20 protein-coding genes and 1 pseudogene are annotated in these 20,872 nt (G+C 72.0%); 9 read left to right on the top strand and 12 right to left on the bottom strand.

All coding sequences use genetic code 11. From position 1 onward, the window contains the following. Positions 1 to 13 precede the first annotated feature (13 nt). Complete coding sequence (locus AB0G52_RS32395; RefSeq protein ID WP_361341250.1) at positions 14 to 1,411, top strand: metallopeptidase TldD-related protein; 1,398 nt, start codon at positions 14 to 16, stop codon at positions 1,409 to 1,411. 57 nt (positions 1,412 to 1,468) lie between these two features. Beyond that, complete coding sequence (gene tyrS, locus AB0G52_RS32390) at positions 1,469 to 2,737, top strand: tyrosine--tRNA ligase (RefSeq protein WP_132885996.1); 1,269 nt, start codon at positions 1,469 to 1,471, stop codon at positions 2,735 to 2,737. A 58-nt stretch (positions 2,738 to 2,795) separates the two neighbouring features. Here tyrS and AB0G52_RS32385 read toward each other — a convergent pair whose 3' ends face one another. Then, complete coding sequence (locus AB0G52_RS32385) at positions 2,796 to 3,074, bottom strand: GlsB/YeaQ/YmgE family stress response membrane protein (RefSeq protein ID WP_361341246.1); 279 nt, start codon at positions 3,072 to 3,074, stop codon at positions 2,796 to 2,798. A 242-nt stretch (positions 3,075 to 3,316) separates the two neighbouring features. Between AB0G52_RS32385 and AB0G52_RS32380 the strand changes: the two genes are divergently transcribed. After that, a complete protein-coding gene (locus AB0G52_RS32380; protein ID WP_361341243.1) occupies positions 3,317 to 3,718 on the top strand; it encodes a DUF3099 domain-containing protein in 402 nt (133 codons plus the stop codon). Positions 3,719 to 3,937: 219 nt separating this feature from the next. Next, the gene (locus AB0G52_RS32375) at positions 3,938 to 4,147 is read left to right on the top strand and encodes a hypothetical protein (RefSeq protein ID WP_132885999.1); all 210 of its coding nucleotides are present in this window, start codon (positions 3,938 to 3,940) and stop codon (positions 4,145 to 4,147) included. Between the two features lie 6 nt (positions 4,148 to 4,153). Here the strand turns inward: AB0G52_RS32375 and moaA are convergent, their stop codons facing one another. From moaA to AB0G52_RS32360, 3 genes are all read right to left on the bottom strand, one after another. Further along, a complete protein-coding gene (moaA, locus tag AB0G52_RS32370; protein ID WP_132886000.1) occupies positions 4,154 to 5,143 on the bottom strand; it encodes a GTP 3',8-cyclase MoaA in 990 nt (329 codons plus the stop codon). Between the two features lie 151 nt (positions 5,144 to 5,294). Next, entirely contained in the window at positions 5,295 to 6,923 is a 1,629-nt protein-coding gene (locus AB0G52_RS32365; RefSeq protein ID WP_132886001.1) for a cation acetate symporter, read from the bottom strand. Next, the gene (locus tag AB0G52_RS32360; protein ID WP_132886002.1) at positions 6,920 to 7,273 is read right to left on the bottom strand and encodes a DUF485 domain-containing protein; all 354 of its coding nucleotides are present in this window, start codon (positions 7,271 to 7,273) and stop codon (positions 6,920 to 6,922) included. The genes AB0G52_RS32365 and AB0G52_RS32360 overlap by 4 nt, the downstream gene beginning before the upstream one ends. A 252-nt stretch (positions 7,274 to 7,525) precedes the next feature. Between AB0G52_RS32360 and AB0G52_RS32355 the strand changes: the two genes are divergently transcribed. The 3 genes and pseudogenes from AB0G52_RS32355 (at position 7,526) to AB0G52_RS32345 (ending at position 11,599) form a co-directional block, all read left to right on the top strand. Then, a complete protein-coding gene (locus AB0G52_RS32355) occupies positions 7,526 to 9,064 on the top strand; it encodes a S8 family serine peptidase (RefSeq protein ID WP_132886003.1) in 1,539 nt (512 codons plus the stop codon). Positions 9,065 to 9,116: 52 nt separating this feature from the next. Then, positions 9,117 to 10,493: a CoA transferase gene (locus AB0G52_RS32350; protein ID WP_132886004.1), complete on the top strand. Its 1,377-nt coding sequence runs from the start codon at positions 9,117 to 9,119 to the stop codon at positions 10,491 to 10,493. Between the two features lie 76 nt (positions 10,494 to 10,569). Then, positions 10,570 to 11,599 (top strand): annotated as a pseudogene (locus AB0G52_RS32345) (CopD family protein). A 20-nt stretch (positions 11,600 to 11,619) separates the two neighbouring features. Here AB0G52_RS32345 and AB0G52_RS32340 read toward each other — a convergent pair. The 8 genes from AB0G52_RS32340 to AB0G52_RS32305 all read right to left on the bottom strand — a co-directional run bounded on the left by AB0G52_RS32340 (position 11,620) and on the right by AB0G52_RS32305 (position 19,316). Next, complete coding sequence (locus tag AB0G52_RS32340) at positions 11,620 to 12,666, bottom strand: zinc-dependent alcohol dehydrogenase family protein (RefSeq protein WP_132886006.1); 1,047 nt, start codon at positions 12,664 to 12,666, stop codon at positions 11,620 to 11,622. 36 nt (positions 12,667 to 12,702) lie between these two features. Then, positions 12,703 to 13,368, bottom strand: a complete 666-nt coding sequence (locus AB0G52_RS32335) for a lysoplasmalogenase (protein WP_361341237.1) — start codon at positions 13,366 to 13,368, stop codon at positions 12,703 to 12,705. Then, positions 13,365 to 14,231 (bottom strand): sterol desaturase family protein, encoded by an 867-nt coding sequence (locus AB0G52_RS32330; RefSeq protein WP_361341234.1) that lies wholly within the window; start codon positions 14,229 to 14,231, stop codon positions 13,365 to 13,367. Before AB0G52_RS32330 ends, AB0G52_RS32335 begins: the two co-directional genes overlap by 4 nt. Before the next feature lie 122 nt (positions 14,232 to 14,353). After that, positions 14,354 to 15,067, bottom strand: a complete 714-nt coding sequence (locus AB0G52_RS32325) for a VIT family protein (protein WP_132886009.1) — start codon at positions 15,065 to 15,067, stop codon at positions 14,354 to 14,356. A gap of 45 nt (positions 15,068 to 15,112) precedes the next feature. Then, positions 15,113 to 16,342 (bottom strand): amidohydrolase family protein, encoded by a 1,230-nt coding sequence (locus AB0G52_RS32320; RefSeq protein WP_132886010.1) that lies wholly within the window; start codon positions 16,340 to 16,342, stop codon positions 15,113 to 15,115. Beyond that, positions 16,339 to 17,625, bottom strand: a complete 1,287-nt coding sequence (locus AB0G52_RS32315) for an amidohydrolase family protein (RefSeq protein WP_361341230.1) — start codon at positions 17,623 to 17,625, stop codon at positions 16,339 to 16,341. The genes AB0G52_RS32320 and AB0G52_RS32315 overlap by 4 nt, the downstream gene beginning before the upstream one ends. Before the next feature lie 12 nt (positions 17,626 to 17,637). Continuing rightward, complete coding sequence (locus AB0G52_RS32310) at positions 17,638 to 18,522, bottom strand: SDR family NAD(P)-dependent oxidoreductase (protein ID WP_132886012.1); 885 nt, start codon at positions 18,520 to 18,522, stop codon at positions 17,638 to 17,640. Next, positions 18,522 to 19,316 (bottom strand): acetoacetate decarboxylase family protein, encoded by a 795-nt coding sequence (locus AB0G52_RS32305; protein WP_132886013.1) that lies wholly within the window; start codon positions 19,314 to 19,316, stop codon positions 18,522 to 18,524. The genes AB0G52_RS32310 and AB0G52_RS32305 overlap by 1 nt, the downstream gene beginning before the upstream one ends. 241 nt (positions 19,317 to 19,557) lie before the next feature. Here AB0G52_RS32305 and AB0G52_RS32300 point away from each other — a divergent pair, with 241 nt between their 5' ends. Continuing rightward, a complete protein-coding gene (locus AB0G52_RS32300; protein WP_132886014.1) occupies positions 19,558 to 20,538 on the top strand; it encodes a DEDDh family exonuclease in 981 nt (326 codons plus the stop codon). 92 nt (positions 20,539 to 20,630) lie between these two features. After that, positions 20,631 to 20,864: a hypothetical protein gene (locus tag AB0G52_RS32295; RefSeq protein WP_132886015.1), complete on the top strand. Its 234-nt coding sequence runs from the start codon at positions 20,631 to 20,633 to the stop codon at positions 20,862 to 20,864. The last annotated feature ends 8 nt before the right edge of the window (positions 20,865 to 20,872 follow it).

Genomic DNA, 20,872 nt, shown 5'->3' with positions numbered 1-20,872 from the left:
AGGAGGCCGGTCGATGAGCGCCCGTAGCACCACCAAGCCGCACGAGATCGTCGAGCGCGCTCTCGAACTGTCCCGGGCCGACGGCTGCGTGGTCATCGCCGACGAGCACTCCAGCGCCAACCTGCGCTGGGCCGGCAACGCGCTCACCACGAACGGCGTCACGCGCGGGCGTTCGCTCACCGTCGTGGCGACCGTCGACGGCAAGGAGGGCACGGCCTCCGGTGTCGTGTCCCGGTCGGCCGTGACGGCGGACGACCTGGAGCCGTTGGTGCGGGCCGCGGAGGCCGCCGCACGCGGAGCCGGTCCCGCCGAGGACGCTCAGCCGCTGGTCACGGGCGTCCCGGAGGCACCGGACTTCACGGACGCGCCCGCCGAGACCTCCTCCGCCGTGTTCGCGGACTTCGCCCCGGCGCTCGGCGAGGCCTTCGCACGCGCGCGTGCCGGTGGCCGGGAGCTGTACGGATTCGCCAACCACGAGCTGGTGTCGACGTATGTGGGCACCTCGGCGGGGCTGCGGCTGCGGCACGACCAGCCGAACGGCACCCTCGAACTGAACGCCAAGTCGCCGGACCGCACCCGGTCGGCCTGGGCGGGGCGGTCCACGCGGGACTTCAAGGACGTCGACCCGGGCGCGCTCGACGCGGAGCTGGCCGTACGGCTCGGCTGGGCGGAGCGGCGCGTGGACCTGCCTGCGGGCCGCTACGAGACGCTGCTGCCGCCGACCGCCGTCGCCGACCTGCTGATCTACCAGCTGTGGTCGGCCTCGGGGCGGGACGCGGCCGAGGGGCGGACGGTGTTCTCCAAGCCGGGCGGCGGCACCCGCGTCGGCGAGAAGCTCACCGACCTGCCGCTGAGCCTGCGCAGCGACCCGAACGAGCCGGGCCTGGAGTGCGCGCCCTTCGTCGTCGCGCACTCCTCCGGCGGTGACCAGTCCGTCTTCGACAACGGGCTGCCGGTCGGCCCCACCGAGTGGATCGCGAACGGCGAGCTGGCCCATCTGACGACCACCCGGCACACCGCGGCTCTCACCGGGCTGCCGGTCGCGCCGGCGGGCGGGAACCTGATCCTGGACGGCGGGTCGGACCGCTCGCTGGAGGAGATGGTCGCGGACACCGGGCGCGGGCTGCTGCTGACCTGCCTCTGGTACATCCGGGAGGTCGACCCGGCGACGCTGCTGCTCACCGGCCTGACCCGGGACGGCGTGTACCTGGTGGAGAACGGCCAGGTCACCGGGCAGGTGAACAACTTCCGGTTCAACGAGTCACCGGTGGACCTGCTCGGGCGGGCCACGGAGGCCGGGCGCACGGAAAAGACGCTGCCGCGGGAGTGGGGCGACTGGTTCACTAGGGCTGCGATGCCCGCGCTGCGGGTGCCCGACTTCAATATGAGCTCTGTCAGCCAGGGCGTATAACCTCGTAGCCGGTGGTCGTGCGACCGCCCGAGGATCATTCAAGGAGATACGAGAACCGTGACGGACATCGTCGACGAGCTGAAGTGGCGGGGGCTGTTCTCCCTGTCCACTGACGAGGACGCTTTGCGCAAGGCGCTCGCGGACGGTCCCGTCACGTTCTATTGCGGTTTCGACCCGACCGCGCCGTCCCTGCACGTCGGGCACCTGGTGCAGGTGCTCACGGTGCGCCGGCTCCAGCAGGCGGGACACCGTCCGCTGGCGCTGGTGGGCGGGGCGACGGGTCTGATCGGCGACCCCCGCCCGACGGCCGAGCGCACGCTGAACGACCCGGAGACGGTCGCCGGCTGGGTCGGCAGGCTCCGCGCCCAGATCGAGCCGTTCCTGTCCTTCGAGGGTGAGAACGCGGCCGTCATGGTCAACAACCTCGACTGGACCGAGGGCCTGTCGGCGATCGAGTTCCTGCGGGACATCGGCAAGCACTTCCGTGTCAACAAGATGCTGACCAAGGACTCCGTGGCCCGTCGCCTGGAGTCCGACCAGGGCATCAGCTACACGGAGTTCAGCTACCAGATCCTCCAGGGCATGGACTTCCTCCAGCTGTTCCGGCGGTACGGCTGCACGCTGCAGCAGGGTGGCAGCGACCAGTGGGGCAACCTCACGGCCGGGCTGGACCTGATCCACCGCCTGGAGCCGGGTGCCGAGGTGCACGCGCTGGCGACGCCGCTGATGACGAAGGCGGACGGCACCAAGTTCGGCAAGACCGAGGGCGGTGCCATCTGGCTCGACGCCGAGATGACCACGCCGTACGCGTTCTACCAGTTCTGGCTGAACGTGGACGACCGGGACATCTCCTCGTACATGCGGATCCTGTCCTTCAAGTCCCGTGCGGAGCTGGAGGAGCTGGAGAAGCAGACCCAGGAGCGGCCGCAGGCGCGGGCCGCGCAGCGGGCGCTGGCCGAGGAGCTGACGACGCTGGTCCACGGGGCCGACCAGACGGCCGCGGTGATCGCCGCGTCCAAGGCGCTGTTCGGTCAGGGCGAGCTGGCGGAGCTGGACGAGCGGACGCTGGCGGCGGCGCTCTTCGAGGTGCCGCACGTCCAGGTGACCGAGCTCGGTCCGGTGGTCGATCTGTTCGCCGAGGTCGGGCTGGTGGCCAGCAAGTCCGCCGCCCGCCGGACGGTGAAGGAGGGCGGTGCCTACGTGAACAACGTGAAGGTGACCGCCGAGGACGCGGTGCCCTCCGGGGACGAGCTGCTGCACGGACGGTGGCTGGTGCTGCGGCGGGGCAAGAAGAACCTGGCGGCCGTGGAGGTCGTGGGTTCGTAGCAGCCGTCGGGGTGCGGGTGTGCTGCCCGCACCCCCACGGGCGCTGTGCGGCCGAGGTTCAGGTCCGGTACTTTCGCTTGCCCAGTGTCGCCATGTAGACCATGTCGCCCAGGGCCACGATGATGATCGCGGCGATGAGCTGGAAGAGGTGGCGGGTCCAGTCGATGCCCTTCGTCGACGCCACGCCGAAGGCGGCGGCGATCGCGTTGCCGGCGATCGCGCCCAGCATGCCGAAGATCGTCGTGAGCCAGAGCGGGCAGTGCTGCTTGCCGGGGATGATCGCTTTCGCGATGAGGCCCAGCACGAAACCCACGATGATCGCCCACAACCAGCCCATGGCTGCCTCCTCGTCCGGCTCGACGTGAGCATTACGCCAAGTCTCGGGCCGGGCGCCGTACGGCGCATGTCGGTGCGTCCGTACGCGGTACGGCGCAGGGTGTTCACGCAGGCGGGTGGGCGACCCGGTCTCGAAGGCGGCGCAGGTGCGGCGTACCGTGGAAAGGGTCCTGGCCCGGTTCCCCGAGCGGGTGCGGACGGGGTCAGGGCCGGGGAGAGTCCGATGCGGGCGGATGGTGGATTGTGACGCGGAAGCAGCGCGGCGGCGGCAACGTCCAGGTGTTCCGGATCACCGGGGCCCGTACGGGCCTGGCCGAGGACGTGCGGGGCCGGCAGCGGCGGTACGTCATCTCGATGACGATCCGCACCGTGTCCGTGATCCTCGCGGCCACGCTGTGGAACGTCGAACGGTACGTGGCCGTCGTGGCGTTGGTGCTCGGCGCGTTGCTCCCCTATGTCGCGGTCGTCATCGCCAACGCGGGACGGGAACGGCCGCCGTCGCTTCCGTCGACGTTCGGTGTCGCGCCCACCCGGCTGATGATCACGCCGCCGCGGGTGGAGGACCCTCCTGCGGAAACGGTCCCGAAGGACGCGTCGGCGGACCCGCCGGCGGGGGTGCGCGGGGAGCGGCCGGAGTCGGTCTGAGCGTCGGGGGCGCGACGCAAGCGGACGACGTCCCGCCACAAAGCTCAAGAAAAGCTCAGATCAATCATGCTGTTCCAGTGCCGGGCCGAGGGTGACCCATGACATACTTCGTACGCGCTCCGCATCCCCCGTCGGAGCGACGGACCGACGCCGGGCAGCTCCCCCCGTGGCTGCTCGGCGTCGCCTTGTTTTGCGGGGTTTTTTCTGTGAGACGAAGCAGTGAGTGACGCCATCTGTTCAGCGAAGGGCTGCCGGGCCGCCGCGGTGTGGGTGCTGGCCTGGAACAACCCGAAGATTCACACCCCCGAGCGGCGGAAGACCTGGCTCGCCTGCGAGGAGCACCGGGAACATCTCGCGCAGTTCCTGGGGGTGCGGGGTTTCCTGAAGGACGTCGTGTCACTGCGGGAGTGGGAGTCGGCCGAGCGGTAGCCGACTCTAGCCGCCGATCGCGGACATCGGCCGGTCCGGCTGGATGAACGAGGGGTCGTCCAGGCCCGCTCCCGCCTTCTTGCCCCACATGGCCAGCCGCCAGAGGCGGGCGATCTCCTCGTCCGGCGCGCCGGAGCGGAGCGCGCCGCGCAGGTCGGTCTCCTCGCGTGCGAACAGGCAGGTGCGTATCTGCCCGTCGGCCGTGAGGCGGGTGCGGTCGCAGGCCGCGCAGAACGGGCGGGTGACGGAGGCGATGACGCCGACGCGGTGCGGGCCGCCGTCCACCAGCCAGCGCTCCGCCGGGGCCGAGCCGCGGTCGTCCGCGCCCTCGGCCGTGAGGTCGAAGCGGGTGCGCAGCGAGGCCAGGATGTCGTCGGCCGTCACCATGCTGTCCCGCTTCCAGCCGTGCTGCGCGTCCAGCGGCATCTGCTCGATGAAGCGCAGTTCGTAGTCGTGGGCGACCGCCCAGGCCAGCAGGTCGGGGGCCTCGTCCTCGTTCAGCCCCGGCATCAGGACGGTGTTCACCTTGACCGGGGTGAGGCCCGCGTCGCGGGCCGCCCGCAGGCCGTCGAGGACGTCGCGGTGGCGGTCCCGGCGGGTGAGGGTCTTGAAGACGTCGGGACGGAGCGTGTCGAGCGAGACGTTCACCCGGTCGAGGCCGGCCGTCTTCAGGGCAGCGGCGGTCCGGCGCAGGCCGATGCCGTTGGTGGTCAGGGACATCCGGGGGCGGGGCTCCAGGGCGGCCACCCGCTCCACGATGCCGGTCAGCCCCGGGCGCAGCAGCGGCTCGCCACCGGTGAAGCGGACCTCCTCGACGCCCAGCAGCCGCACGGCGATGTCGATCAGCCGGACGATCTCGTCGTCGGTGAGCAGATCGGGCTTGGCCAGCCACTGCAGGCCCTCCTCGGGCATGCAGTACGTACAGCGCAGGTTGCAGCGGTCGGTCAGCGACACTCGCAGGTCGGTGGCCACCCGGCCGTAGGTGTCGACGAGCACGTGGGCCCCCTCCCTCGATCCAATCCGGTTCTGCCGTCATCTGTGAGCCTACGTGACGGCACTGACATCGGGAGGGGCCCGATCTCACGAGGTACGACCGGCCGCGTCGTAGGACCCTACGATCCCGTCGGCGCGGCCGGTCGTACGAACCTCAGTGCGCTCCGGTGCCGGTGAGCGACCGCACCTCCAGCTCCGCGTACTTGGCGGCGTCCGGGGCCTCCTTGGACAGCAGGGTGCCCACCACGCCGAGGAGGAATCCGACCGGGATCGAGATGATGCCCGGGTTCTCCAGCGGGAACCAGTGGAAGTCGGCGTGCGGGAACATCGACGTCTCCTTGCCGGACACCACCGGCGAGAACAGCACCAGACCGACCGCGGTGACCAGGCCGCCGTAGATCGACCAGAGCGCCCCCGCGGTGGTGAACCTCTTCCAGAAGAGGCTGTAGAGGATGGTCGGCAGGTTGGCGGAGGCGGCGACCGCGAAGGCGAGGGCGACCAGGCCGGCGACGTTCAGGTCGCGGGCGAGGGCGCCGAGGACGATCGAGACCGCGCCGATGCCGACGGTGGCCCAGCGGGCCGCGCCCAGTTCCTGCTTCTCGGTGGCCTGCCCCTTCTTGATGACGTTGGCGTAGATGTCGTGGGCGAAGGAGGAGGACGAGGCGAGGGTCAGGCCGGCGACCACGGCGAGGATCGTCGCGAAGGCGACCGCCGAGATGGTGGCCAGCAGGATGGCGCCCCAGTTGGAGTCGACACCGCCCAGGTGCAGGGCGAGCAGGGGGGCCGCGGTGTTGCCGGCCTTGTTGGAGGCGATGATCTCGTCCGGTTTGATCAGCGCGGCCGCGCCGAAGCCGAGGGCGAGGGTCATCAGGTAGAAGGCTCCGATCAGGCCGATCGCCCAGATGACGGACTTACGGGCGGCCTTCGCGGTGGGCACGGTGTAGAAGCGGATCAGGATGTGCGGCAGGCCCGCGGTGCCCAGGACCAGGGCGATGCCGAGGGAGAGGAAGTCCAGCTTGCTGGTGCCGGTGGCGCCGTACTTCAGGCCGGGCTCCAGGAAGGCGGAACCCTTGCCGCTGTTGTCGGCGGCCCTGCCGAGCAGGTCGGAGATGTTGAAGTGGAACTTGGCCAGCACCATGAAGGTCAGCAGCAGGGCGCCCGCGATGAGCAGCACGGCCTTGACCATCTGGACCCAGGTGGTGCCCTTCATGCCGCCGATGGTGACGTAGACGATCATCAGGACGCCGACCAGGGCGACGATGCCGATCTTGCCGGCGTCGCTGGTGATGCCGAGGAGGAGGGAGACCAGGACGCCCGCGCCCGCCATCTGGGCCAGCAGGTAGAAGATCGACACGACGATGGTGGAGGTGCCGGCCGCGGTGCGGACCGGGCGCTGGCGCATGCGGTACGCGAGCACGTCGCCCATCGTGTAGCGGCCGGAGTTGCGCAGCGGTTCGGCGACCAGGAGCAGGGCGACGAGCCAGGCGACCAGGAAGCCGATGGAGTACAGGAAGCCGTCGTAGCCGAAGAGGGCGATGGCGCCGGCGATGCCGAGGAAGGACGCGGCGGACATGTAGTCGCCGGAGACGGCGAGGCCGTTCTGGAAGCCGGTGAACTGGCGGCCGCCCGCGTAGAAGTCCGCGGCGCCCTTGGTCTGGCGGCCGGCCCAGACGGTGATGACCAGGGTCGCGGCGACGAACACCGCGAACAGGGTGATGATCAGCGTCCGGTGGTCGCTGGCCTCGCCCGCGGCCAGCAGGGCGGTGTGCGGTGCGGGACTCATGCGCCGCCCTCCGTCCTGGACCTGATGGCCTCGGCCGCGGGGTCGAGCTTGGTGGCCGCGTGCCGGGCGTACCACCAGGCGATGAGGAACGTGGTGAGGAACTGGGCGAGGCCGAGGACCAGGGCGACGTTGATGTTGCCGACGACCTTGGTGCCCATGAAGTCGCCCGCGTAGTTGGAGAGCAGGACGTACAGCAGGTACCAGGCGATGAAGGCGAAGGTCAGCGGGAAGGCGAAGGAGCGGTGGGAGTGCCGCAGTTCGGCGAACTCCGGACTCTGCTGCACCTGGGCGAACTCCTCGCCGGAGGGCCGGGTCTGCGCGTTCGAGGGCGGTGGTGTCTCGGTTGCCACGGAGTCTCCTCGCGATACGGACATGCGGATTGTGACCTCATTCACTGCCCAAGGTCACGGCGCCACGCGTGGCCGGGTTCAACCCGCGCCGGTTCTTTCGGAAGTCGATCGCGCGAAGGTCTCCGGTCATTGCTGGCCGGCGGGTGCGGAGGTTACCTTCGCCCTGCACCACGCGTCATGTACCTGCCCAATCGGCCCATCCGACCGCGTTCCAGCACGTCCGTCCCGCGACCGAACCGGAGGCTCATCCGCATGACTGTGTTCCAGCCGCGCCATCGCCGTGTCCTCGCCGTCCCGCTCGGCATGGCCCTGGCCACGGCCCTGGCCTTCCTGCCCGACGTCTCCGCGTCCGCGGCCGACACCGGTGGGGCGGCCTCCCTCGGCACCGCCACCACGGACGCGCCCTCTCTCAGTTATGTCGTCAACATCCGCCCCGGCCACGGCACCTCCGAGCGCGTCCGGCGGGCGATCGACCGGGCCGGCGGTTCGGTGGTGATCGCGTACGACGAGATCGGCGTCATCGTCGTCCACTCCTCGAACGCCGACTTCGCGAAGACCATCCGCAGGGTGCCGGGCGTGGACTCGGCCGGCGCCACGCGCAACGCCCCGCTGCCCGCCCAGTCGACCACCGACGTCGGCACCCCCGAGGTGCTCAGCTCCCAGCAGGTCGCGGCGGCGGACGCCAGGGCGACGGACGGGCAGGACCCGCTGGAGCCGCTGCAGTGGGACCTGCCCGCCATCAAGGCCGACAAGGCGCACGAGAAGACCCTGGGCAGTCCGAAGGTCACCGTCGGCGTCATCGACACCGGCGTCGACGACACCCACCCGGACATCGCCCCGAACTTCTCCGCCGCTCAGTCCGCCAACTGCGTCTCGGGCAAGCCGGACACGACGTACGGCGCCTGGCGGCCCAGTTCGACGGAGAGCCCGCACGGGACGCACGTGGCGGGCGAGATCGCGGGCGCGAAGAACGGGATAGGCATCACCGGTGTCGCGCCGGGCGTCAAGGTGGCGGGCATCAAGGTCGCCACCTCGCAGGGGTACTTCTACACGGAGGCGGTGGTGTGCGGCTTCGTGTGGGCGGCCGAGCACCACATCGACGTCACGAACAACAGCTATTACACCGATCCCTGGTACTTCAACTGCACCGACGACCCGGACCAGAGGGCACTCGTCGACGCCATCACCAGGGCCTCCCTGTTCGCGGAGCACAAGGGCACCGTCAATGTGGCCGCGGCGGGCAACGAGAGCTACGACCTGGCCTCCGACTCGATCACCGACCCGGTCTCTCCGAACGACGGCACCCCCGGCGACCGGGTGATCGACCCGCACAAGTGCTTCGACATCCCGACCCAGCTGCCGGGGGTGGTCACGGTCGCGGCGACCGGGGCGAAGGGCCTCAAGTCGTCCTTCTCCAATTACGGACTCGGCGTCATCGACATCGCCGCCCCCGGCGGTGACTCGACGGCCTACCAGGCGCCGCAGCCCCCGGCCACCAGCGGCTCGATCCTGGGTCCGCTGCCGGGCGGCAGATGGGGCTACATGGCCGGTACGTCGATGGCGACCCCGCACGTCGTCGGTGTCGCCGCCTTGATCAAGTCGACCCACCCGCACGCCTCCCCCGCCCTGGTGAAGGCCCTGCTGTACGCCGAGGCGACGGCCACGCCGTGCACCGACCCGTACGACATCAACGGCGACGGCAAGGTCGACGCGGTGTGCGAGGGCTCGAAGAACCGCAACGGCTTCTACGGCTGGGGCATCGCCGACGCGCTGGCGGCGGTCAGCAGGTGACCCTCATATATTGATTCGATCAATCATGCATAGTTCAGTCATGGGTGATGTCATGACTGCGATCAACTATGCATGGTCCGCGCTGGGCGGTGATCCCTCGCTGCCCGCGCGGGTCACGACCGTGGCGCGCGCGGGCACGCTGCCGGCCCGCCTTCCGGTACGGCAGCTCGCCCGCGGGTGTGTCGGCGCGTGCGCGCTGGCCGCCGCCGAACTGGGGGCACGGCGGACCGGGCGGGCCGAGGTGCCCGCGGTCCTGGTGGACGACGGGGCGGTGGCGGCGGCGTTCACCAGCGAACGGCGGCTGCTGGTCGACGGACGGGCCCCCGTGCCGTTCGCGCCGCTGTCACGGTTCTGGCGTACGGCCGACGGCTGGGTGCGCACGCATGCCAACTACCCGCACCACAGAGCCCGGCTGGGGGCGGCGCTGGGGCTGCCGGAGGGCGCCTCGCCGCAGGCGGTCGCGGCGCGGATCGCCGAACGGCCCGCGGTGGCGGTGGAGGACGCGGCCCACGCCGCCGGCGGGCTCGCCGTGGCCCTGCGCTCGCCCGGCGAGTGGGCGGCACACGGACAGGCCGTCGAGGTGGCCGCGCGCCCACTGGTCGAACGGGGGCGCCTGGACGGTGCGCACGCGCGCGTGCTCGCGCCGCTCGACGCGGGCGCCGCGCCGCTGCTGCCCGCGGCCGGGCTGCGGGTCCTGGATCTCACCCGGGTCCTCGCGGGACCGGTCGCGACCCGCACCCTGGGGCTGCTGGGCGCGGACGTGCTGCGCCTGGACGCGCCGTGGCTGCCCGAACTGGCCGACCAGCACGCCGACACCGGTTTCGGAAAACGCTCGGCGACGCTCGACCTGAGCACGGACCGGGCGGCCTTCGAGGAACTGCTGGCGTCGGCGGACGTCGTGGTCACCGGCTACCGGCCCGGCTCGCTGGACCGGTTCGGACTCACACCCGAGGCGCTGGCCGCACGACGCCCCGGGCTCGTCGTGGCCCAGGTGTCGGCGTGGGGCGCCTACGGGCCGTGGGGCGACCGGCGCGGCTTCGACAGCCTCGTGCAGGTCGCCACCGGCATCGCGGGGATCGAGGGCTCGGCCGACCGGCCGGGCGCCCTGCCCGCACAGGCGCTGGACCACGGCACCGGATATCTGCTGGCGGCGGGCGTGCTGCGCGCGTTGACCGAGCAGTCGTACGACGGCGGCAGCCGGTTCGTACGGCTGGCCCTGGCGCGCACCGCGCGGTGGCTCACCGCGGAGCTGGAGCCGGAACCGGAGGCCGGCGAGGCGGACGCGGGACCGGAGGCATGGCTCGCGGAGACGGACAGCGCGCTGGGCCGACTGCGGTACGCCCGGCCGCCGTTGTCCTTCACAGGTGGCCCTGTCGACTGGACGCGGCGGCCGGTGCCGTGGGGTTCGGAACCGGCCCGCTGGGCATGACCGTCGTGGCCGGAAACGTACGTATGGGTGGAATGCCGTTCCGGCAGCTGTTTTCCTTTACTTGCCCGGTTCTGTCATGGCTGGTGAAGACCTTGGGGTGACGTTGACACGCTCGACCGCCGAGGAGGCCGCGGGCGGCTGCGCGGCACGTCCCGGGACCGGCCGGGCCGTCGTCTTCCTGGTCCTGGTGGCGGTGGCCGCGCTGGTGCCGCTGCTCGGGCCGCCGCTCGCGCTGCACGGCACCGGGGAGGCCGCGGCGCCCGGGGCGGGCGGTGTCGCGTTGTTGCGCGGGGTGTTGTTCGCGGCTCTGTGCGTGCCGCTGGGCGAGCTGTCGGTGGACCGGCTGGCGCGCCGGCTGCCGGACGCACCCGCCGAACGGCCGCGCAGCTGGGCGGTGTTCGCGGCCGTCGCCGGTTTCGCGGCGGCGCTGGGGCTCGCCTCGGTCGTGTCGACGGGCAACCTGGTGCCGCACGCGCTCGCCGACGTCGACGTGGGCGGCCTGTACCGGTCGCGGGACGGCCGGTTGGCGCTGCTGGAGGTCAACGCCTTCCTGCTGGCCGGCCTGACGGCCCGCTCGCGCCGCCCGGCGGGCCAGGTGTGGCCGCTGGCGGCGGTGGCCGTCGCGGAGGCGCTGCGGGCGCACCCGGCGCCCGAGCACGCCCCGTCGGTGGGTTCCGCGCTCACGCTGGTGCACCTGACCTGCGCGGCGCTGTGGGTGGGCGGGGTTGCTGCACACGCTGCGCGTGCTGCGTCGCCGGCGCGACCGGGCGGCGGGGGCCGCCCTGCTCGGGCTCTACGCGCGCGTGGCGGCCGTACTGCTGGCGGCGATCACCGCGACGGGCGTGTGGAGTTCGCTGCGGCGGATGCCGGCGGCCACCGTCCTGGGCCAGCTGACGACGACGGCGTACGGGCGCACCCTGCTGGCGAAGGTGGTCCTCGTGGCCGTCGTCTGCGTGCTCGCGCTGTGGGCTCGGGTCCGGCTGCGCCGGGCGGCCGACCCGCTGACCGCCTGCGTCCCCGCCCGGGCGGAGGTGGCCGTGCTCGGGACGGTGGTGGCGGTCTCGGGGGTGCTCACGGCGCTGCCGCTGCCGATCAGATGGACGTGATCGGCAGCGCCTCCCTCGGCTCAGCCGTTCGTGACGAGCACCTTCAACGCGGTGCGCTCGTCCATCGCCTTGTAGCCGTCGGGTACGCCCTCGATGCCGACGGTCAGGTCGAAGACCGGCGACGGGTCGATGGTGCCGTCGAGGACGTCGGGCAGCAGGTCGGGGATGTAGGCGCGGACCGGGGCGACACCGCCGCGCAGGGCGATGTTCCGGTCGAACATGACGTCGAGGTCCAGGCCGGTGCCGCTGCCGTGCGGCACGCCGACGAAGCCGATCGCGCCGCCGGCCCGGGTGATGCCGACGGCCGTCCGCATGGACTGCTCGGTGCCGACGGCCTCGACGACGGCGTGCGCGCCCTGGCCGCGGGTGAGTTCGCGGACGGCCGCGACGGCCGCCTCCCCGCGTTCGGCGACGACGTCGGTGGCGCCGAAGCGGCGTGCGATGTCGGTGCGGACCTCGTGCCGGCCCAGCGCGATGATCCGCTCGGCGCCCAGCCGCCTCGCGGCCAGCACGGCGCACAGGCCGACCGCGCCGTCCCCGACGACGGCGACCGTGGCGCCGGGGCGGGCGCCCGCGCCGAGGGCCGCGTGGTGACCGGTGCCGAGCACGTCGGAGAGGGTCAGCAGGGCGGACAGCAGGTGGTCGTCGGAGGCCGCCTCCTTGGGGAGCCGGACGAGGGTGCCGTCGGCGAAGGGGACCCGGACCGCCTCGCCCTGGCCGCCGTCGTACCCCACCGCGCCCCAGAAGCCGCCGTGCTCGCAGGACGTGGTCAGGCCCTCGCGGCAGTAGTCGCAGACGCCGTCGGACCACATGAAGGGCGCGACCACGAGGTCCCCGCGCTGCACCGTGCTCACCTCGGAGCCGGTCTCCTCGATCACACCGAGGAACTCGTGCCCGATGCGCTGTCCCGGCTGCCGGGCCGCCTCGCCGCGGTACGCCCACAGGTCGCTGCCGCAGATGCAGGCGCGCAGCACCCGTACGACGGCGTCCGTGGGCAGCTGCACCACGGGCTCGGGCACGTCCTCCACGCGCATGTCGTACGGGGCGTGGATGGTGGTGGCGCGCATGGCGAGGGTCCTTCTCGTGCGGTGGCGTGGGTGCGCTCAAGGGGTGGTCGAGCGCACTTCACCGTACGTCGTGGCCGGTGCGGGCCGCGCGTCGAGGGTGCCCTGTACCAGCAGGAACTGCGCCGCCGCATAGGTGAGCATGATCCAGAGGTCGGGGGCCGGCGGTTGTGGCCAGTGGGCGACACCGGTCGCGATGAGGGTGTCGGAGAGCATGAAGAGCGCGCCGCCGAGCCCGGCGACCGGGCCGCACCGGGTGCCGGCGGCGTACGCCATGGCGGTGAGCAGGGTGCTGTAGCCGGCGACCGGGACGCGGAGACCGGGGGGCAGGTCCGGCCACAGCAGGACGACCAGGAGGGCGAGGGCGGCGGCGTAGGCGGGGGCGAGGCCTCGGGCACGCGCGCGGGGCGGCCCGAGGCGGCGGAAGAGGACGAGGTAGCAGACGTGTCCGGCGGCGAAACAGGCCATGCCGGCCATGAACGCGGGCTCGGCGCCGGACAGCAGCAGGACGTCGCCGCCCCAGCCGCACAGCAGGGCGGCGACGAGCAGCCGGGGACCGCCCGCGCGGGCGGTGTACGCGGCGAGCAGGAGCATGAGGAGCGGTTTGGCGGCCAGGTGCCCGGCACGCAGGCCCGCGGCGAGGCACCCGAGGTCGACGGCGACGGCGAGGACGAAGGCGGTGCGCAGCGGGCGGGTCGCTCTCACGCGGCCACGGACTCCTCGGTCTGCGTCACGGCGGGCGCCGGAGCCCAGCCCGGTCCCCGGAACACCCGTCCGGCCCGCTCCCGCCAGCTGCGCGCGGCCCTCAGGTCCCTGCCGATGGCCAGGTACTCGTGCGTGGCCACCTTGATCGGATTGAACGTGTTGATGTTCTTGGTCAACCCGTACACAGGGCGTTCCACCTCGGGCACCCAGGATCCGAAGAGCCGGTCCCAGACGATGAGGATCCCGCCGAAGTTGCGGTCCAGGTAGCCGCCCTGGGAGGCGTGGTGGACCCGGTGGTGGGACGGCGTGTTGAACACGAACTCGAACCACCGGGGCAGCTTGTCGATGCGTTCGGTGTGGATCCAGAACTGGTAGACGAGGTTCGCGGAGGAGCAGAAGGCGAGTGCGGCCGGGTGCACGCCCGCGGCGACGAGCGGGACGTAGAACGGCCACACGGTCAGCGAGGTCCAGGGCTGGCGCAGCGCGGTGCTCAGGTTGAACTTCTTGCTGGAGTGGTGGACGACGTGGCAGGCCCACAGGATGCGGATGACGTGGTGGCCGCGGTGGGACCAGTAGTAGAAGAAGTCCTGGCCGAGCAGCATCAAGGGGACGGTCCACCACAGGACGGGAACCCGCAGCGGGGTGAGTTCGTACACCGCCGTGTAGACGGCGACGATCGGGATCTTCCAGACGAAGTCGAACACCAGCGATCCGAGCCCCATGCCGATGCTGGTGGCCGCGTCCTTGGTCTCGTACCCGGCGGCGTCGTCGTCGGGATGGATGCGGTAGCTGATCACCTCGATCACGGTGAGCAGCACGAAGGCGGGGATCGACCACAGCACGACATCGGGCAGGTTCGGCATGGAGGCACCGTAGAACCGCTGGTCGGCCGCGGCTAGACGTTGTTACCCACAAGTATCACCGGCGGTACGCGCTTGCTTGTTGGCGGTCTCCGCCAAAGCCCGGTCGGTCCCGACCCCGACGGCTACACGCCGGCCGCCCCCAGCAGGCTTCCCGCGGCGTAGGTGACCGCCATGGCCAGGGCGCCTCCCAGGACGTTGCGCAGGACCGCCGGGCCCACCGCCGCGGCGCCCAGGCGGGCGCTGGCCCAGCCGGTGAGGACGAGGGCCGCCAGCACCGAGCCCACCGTGACCGGGAGCCGCCAGCCGGACGGCGGCAGGACGATCGCCAGCAGCGGGAGCAGGGCACCCACCGTGAAGGCCAGGAAGCTGGCCAGCGCCGCGTGCCAGGGGCTGGTGAGTTCGTCGGGGTCGATGCCCAGCTCCACGCGCGCGTGGGCCCTCAGCGCGTCGCGCTCGGTCAGCTGGACGGCCGCCTCACGGGCCACCTCCCGGGTCAGGCCCCGGCGCTCCAGCAGCTCGGTCAGTTCCTCGAGTTCGGCCTCGGGCTGTTCCTTCAGCTCCCGCTTCTCCTGGGCGAGCGCGGCCAGTTCGGAGTCCCGCTGGGTGGACACCGACACGTACTCGCCCGCCGCCATCGACATGGAGCCGGCGAGCAGACCCGCCAGGCCCGCCGTCAGCAGGGTGTTGCGGTCGGCCGTGGCGCCGGCGACGCCGACGACGATGCCCGCCGTCGACACGATGCCGTCGTTCGCGCCCAGGACGGCCGCCCGCAGCCAGTTCAGCCGGGAGCCGAGCGCTCCCCCGTGGGCCTCGTTCTCGTGCACAGGTTCCGTCACAGCAGGGAGGATCGCATCCCGGGGCCCACGGGCGCCGTACCGACGTCACCAGACGCGTACCGAGGCGCCCCGCGCGAACACCGGGCTCGTGGCGTCCGCCGGAGGCGTCGGGAGCGGCTCGGCGAGCTCCGCCACCGTCGGTCCCACCTTCGCCGCGATCGGGTCCAGGAGGTCCAGGTCGAAGCCGTAGACCCGGGCCGCGTTGCCGCCGAGCATCGCCGCCAGTTCCGCGCGCGGGACGCCGGCGAAGGCGAAGCGCAGGCCCTCACGGGTGTACGGGTACGTCCCCTCGTCGTGCGGGTAGTCGCTGCCCCACATGATCTTGTCGAGGCCGATGCGGTCGCGCAGCGGTACCTCGTGGGGGCGCATGAAGCTGGCGCCGACGAAGCAGTTGTCGTGCCACACCGAGGACGGCGGGTCGCCCATCGCGTCCGCCAGGCCGACCCCGAACTTCGACTCCGCGGTCGTCGCCCTGGCGGCCGCCAGCATGCGGCCGTGGTAGTAGTCCAGCATGGCCAGGACTCCGGGGATCCAGCCCGAGCCCTGTTCGGTGAGGACCAGCCGCAGGCCGGGGTGACGGCGGAAGGCGCCGCCGAAGATCAGGTGCCACAGGGCCCGGTGCGAGAACCAGGTCGTCTCGACCATGAAGACCGCGCGGGCGGCGGGTTCGTCGCCGAGCGGCGGGGAGGCCGAACCCGCGTGGTGGTTGACGGGCACGCCGAGTTCCGCGCAGACGGCCCAGATCGGGTCGTACACGCGCGCGTGGAGTTCCGGGAGGCCCGAGCCGGGCGGGGTGCCGGGCAGCAGGAGCCCGCCTTTCAGGCCCGCCGTCACCGACCAGCGGATCTCCTTGACGGCCTCCTCCACGTCGTTCAGGAGGATCTGGAAGACACCCGCGCGGCGGCCCGGCGCGTCCGCGCAGAAGTCGGCCAGCCAGCGGTTGTGGGCGCGCAGGCCCGCCCAGCGCCGTTCGAACTCCGCCGCCGTCGGCGCGGGCGCCATCAGCGAACCGGACGGGAAGAACGGCGGAATGGTGTTCGGGAAGATCACCTCCGCGACGATCCCGTCCTGTTCCAGCTCCGCGAGCCGCCGCGCGGAGTTCCAGTTGCGGTCGGCGGAGTCGGCGAGCAGGTCCTCGTACGGGTTGACGTAGGTCGCCGCCCAGACGTCGAAGTCGTCGTGATGGCGCTTGTCCAGGTACGGCCGGTAGTCGAGGAGGTCGGCGCCCGCGTGGCAGTCGGCCGAGATCACCGTGTAGCGGTCCTGTCCGTTCATCGATCCGCTCCCAGCACAGGGAAGTCGTTGTCGGTCAGCCAGTGGCGGCCCACCTCGCGCGAGCGGGCCCAGGAGGCCTCCACCGCCGCCTGGTCGGCCTGCTGGCCGAGGCCGGCCGGGGTGGGGCCGATGCGGCGGGCCAGCGGGGCGAGGCGGTCCACGTCGAAGCCGAAGACCTCCGCCGCCGCCAGCCCCAGCATCCGGCGGGTCTCGGTCACCGGGATGTCGTGGAAGGTGCGGCGCAGCCACGCGCGCGTGTCGGGCCAGGTGCCCTCCGGATGCGGGAAGTCGCTGCCCCAGAGGATGTTGTCGACGCCGATCTCGTAACGCTGGGCGAGTTCGCGGCGCTTGGTGTTGGTGGCGCAGACGAAGACCTGCCGGTCGAGGTACTCGTGCGGCGGGCGCCCCAGTTCCTCGAAGGGGGAGAGCTTCTTGCCGCCGTGCGCGCCGAGGTACAGGCGGTCCATGAACCACAGCAGGTTCGGCAGCCACCAGCAGCCCGACTCGGCGACGCCGAAGCGCAGGCCCGGATGGCGTTCGAAGACGCCGGACCAGAGCAGGAACCACAGCGGGCGGGCCGGCCACCAGGTCACCTCGCTCACGTAGATGCCGAGATGGTCGCCGTACTCGTGGCGCGGGGCCGCGCCGGAGTGGGTGAGGACCGGCATCCCGCAGTCGGCGGCGGCCGCCCAGACGGGGTCGTAGCGGCGGTCGTGGTAGGGCTCCCGGTCCACCCACATGGAGGGGATCATCAGGGCGCCGAGGCCGGACTCCTTCGCGCGGTACACCTCCGCGACGACGCGCTCCGTCGGGGCCGTGACCGGCAGCAGGGCCACCCCGCAGTGCCGTTCCGGGTGCTCGGACACGAAGTCGGCCAGCCAGCGGTTGTGCGCCCGGGCACCCGCCATGCCCAGCTCCGGATCGTGGTCGCCGGACAGGCCGAGGCCCACCCCGAAGGGCGCCGCCGTCCGGCTGTCGACCGCGTCGGCGTCCGGGAAGACCACCTCGGCGGCCACCCCGTCGCCGTCCAGCTCCTTCAGGCGCCGGCCGCTGTCCCAGCCCCCTCGCAGCCCCTCCTCGTTGTCCTGGAACCACCGGGCGGCGAACGCCTCGTTGCGGATGCCGAGCCGGGTCATCTCCTCCCGGCGGTGCTCCCGCCCGGCGAGGAACTCGTCGAAGTCACGGTGGAACCGCGCCTCCAGATAGGGCCGGTACTCCTCGGTGGGCAGCCCGGCGTGGCAGTCGGAGGAGATGATCAGATAGGGGTCGTCGTAGTCGGTCACCACAGCTCCCTGTCAGTCCAGGACGAAGCTTTCGAGGTACGACGGGTTCGCCCGGTCCAGCATCGAGCGTGCCCGCGCCCGGATCTGGGCGTCGCTGTGCTCGCTGTCCGGCAGCAGCCAGAAGCGGTCCGCGCGGATGCCCGCCACGACGAAATCGGCGACCTCCTCGACGGGCGTGAACCGGACCTCCTTGCCCGCGGCCCGCATCGCCGCCTCCCACTGGTCGAGGCTGCGGTACGGCGTCCTGCGCGGGCGTTCCTTGGCCCACCGGTCGGGCCGGTTGCGGTGCGACTCCCACAGGCCGGTGCGCAGCATGTGCGGTCCCGGGAAGAGCACCGAGGCGCCCACCCGCGCGTGCTCCGCCCTGAGGTGGGCGTAGAGGGACTCGGTCATCGTGACGACGGCCGCCTTGGTGACGGCGTACACGGAGGCCGTCGGCAGCGGCGCGATCCCGCCGTCGCCGGACGACGTGTTGACCACATGACCGGGTTGACCCGACTTGATCATCCTGGGGACGAACGCCTGGACACCGTGGAAGACGCCCCACACGTTGACTTCGAACGCCCACTTCCAGTCGTTCGGTTCGTGTTCCCACATGCGGCCCTCGGCGCCCGAGCCGACCCCGGCGTTGTTGCACAGCACGTGCACCGCGCCGAACGTGTCGTAGGCCGACTCCGCCAGTTCCAGGACCTGTTCGCGCACGCCGACGTCGGCCACGCGCGCGTGCACCTCCGCGCCCTCGGCACGCAGGCCGTCGGCGGCCTTCTCCAGGGCGGCGGCCTCCACGTCGGCGAGGACCACCTTCATCCCCTCGGCGGCGAACCGCCGGGCCATCGCGAGGCCGAGGCCGCTCGCCGCGCCGGTGACGACGGCGACCTGTCCGGCACGCAGCTCCATCAGTTCCCGCTCCCTTCCGGCGGCGCGTCATGGATCTGACGGGGGTCGTCGTAGCGCTGGTGGACATAGGGCAACAGGGCCTGCGCGTCGACCCGTTCCGCGACCCGGCCGCGCTGGTCGCTGGTCTTCTCGCCCAGGGTGATGTCGAGCAGCCGCAGCACCGGGAGGTCGGCCACCGGGTCGTACCCCGACTCGCGCAGGACCACCTCGCCCCGCACGCGCTCCAGGCGGCGGACCTTCTCCTCGCGGAGGCAGTGCACCAGGACCGGGTCGCCGTCGAAGCCGGAACCGTCCACCGCCGGGAGGAACTTGAAGTAGAAGTCGGTCCTCGGGGCGGGCTCGGGCAGCGGCAGCGGGCCGTCGACCGTGCCGCGCACCTCGACGAAGGCGACACCGTGGCGGGCGAGGACGGCGCGGACGGCGGAGCCCTCGCGCTCGACGGTGACCTCGCCGAGCTTCTTGGGCTCGCCGAAGACCTCGCGGCCGCCGGTGAGGGCCCGCTCGTGGGTCATCGGCATGACCAGCGGGTACCACCCCTCGACCGTGCCGTGCGCGGCGGCCACCGCGAACGAGCCCGCGCCGAGGGGGTATCCGGGCAGTTCGACCTTGCTGATGTTGACCCGGGCCAGGGGCCGGCCGGTCGGCTTGAGCGGGGGTGGCAGCACCGCGGCGACCGCGTCCGGGTCGGTCTCCCAGACGGCCACCACCCCGGTGGACCAGACGTCCGGGAGTCTCGTGGTGCGCGCGGCCGTGATCTCCGCCTCGGTCCGAGCGCCGTACCGTACGCGTGCCATCCGCCGTACCGCCCTTCCGTCGGCGACCTTCTGCGCCGGGCGGGGTGCACGGTTGCACCGGGTGGCGAAAAGGTCCATAGCCACGCGACGGGCAATCAGGACGTCGTCCGCAACCGCATGACGGGCAATCCGGACAAAGGTTCACAGTCGTGCGACGAGGGGTCAGGACTTTCGAACGGACCGGTACCGCGGGCGACCTGACGGACCGGACTGTCGGCGGGGGCCCGTATCCTCAATGACCATGCTCGAAGACCGTACGACCGCAGTGTCCCCCGGCATCCCGTGGCCGACCGCGTATCCCAAGGGGTACGCGGTCGTCGACGTGGAGACCACCGGACTGGCGCGGGACGACCGGATCATCTCCGCGGCCGTCTACCGGCTGGACGAGCGCGGCGAGGTCGAGGACCACTGGTACACGCTGGTCAACCCCGAGCGCGACCCGGGTCCCGTGTGGATCCACGGCCTGACGAGCGAGGTGCTCGACGGGGCGCCGCTGTTCACGGACATCGCCGAGGAGTTCTCGGCCCGGCTGGACGGCCGGGTGCTGGTCGCGCACAACGCGGTCTTCGACTGGCAGATGATCGCCCGCGAGTACGCGCGTGCGAAGGCCGAGGCGCCGGTGCGGCAGCGGCTGTGCACCATCGCGCTCTCCAAGGAGCTGGGCCTGCCGCTGCCCAACCACAAGCTGGAGACCCTGGCCGCACACTTCGGAGTCGTCCAGCAGCGGGCGCACCACGCGCTGGACGACGCACGCGTGCTCGCGGAGGCGTTCCGGCCCAGCCTGCGGGCCGCCGCCGCGGGGAACGTGCGGCTGCCGCTCCTCGAGTGCCGGCCGCTGACGGAGTGGTCGGACACGCCCAGGATCGGGCGGCAGGCGAGCGGCGGTTACCGGCCGAGCAGCTGGCGCCCGTCCCGCAGACGTCCGGCCTGCCCGTACCCGAACCCGGGGCGGTACGAGGACGGCAAGCCGCTCAGGCAGGGCATGCGGGTGGCTTTCTCCGGGGACACCTCGGTCGACCGGGAGCTCCTGGAGGACCGGGCCGCGGAGGCCGGTCTGCACGTCTCCACGAGCATCTCGCGGCTCACCAGCCTGCTCGTCACCAACGACCCGGACTCGGGCACGTCGAAGGTCGTCAAGGCCCGCCAGTTCGGGACCCCGGTCGTCGACGAGGCCGCCTTCGGGCAGCTGCTGCGGGACGTGGCGCCCGCGTCGGAGGAGTGACCGCGCGGCGGGACCGTACGGACGGGTGATTGCCGTGCGACTCGCCCCGCGCCCACTCGCCCGCGCGAGGACGACCACCCACGCTGTGCCATATGGCGAAATGTGAAGTCTGCGGCAATGACTACGGAATGACCTTCGAGGTGCACGCGCAGGGCGCGGTCCACGTCTTCGACTGCTTCTCCTGTGCGATCCACCGGATGGCCCCGGTCTGCGAGCACTGCAAGGTCTCGATCATCGGCCAGGGCGTCGAGGCCGAGAACCAGTGGTACTGCGGCGCCCACTGCGCCCGCGAAGCGGGCAAGTCGGGCATCGTCGACCGCGTGTGACCGGGTAC

The organism is Streptomyces sp. NPDC021562 (assembly GCF_040640875.1).
In the GTDB taxonomy this organism is placed as follows: Bacteria; Actinomycetota; Actinomycetes; order Streptomycetales; family Streptomycetaceae; genus Streptomyces.
This window is presented reverse-complemented; position numbering and strand designations above follow the sequence as displayed.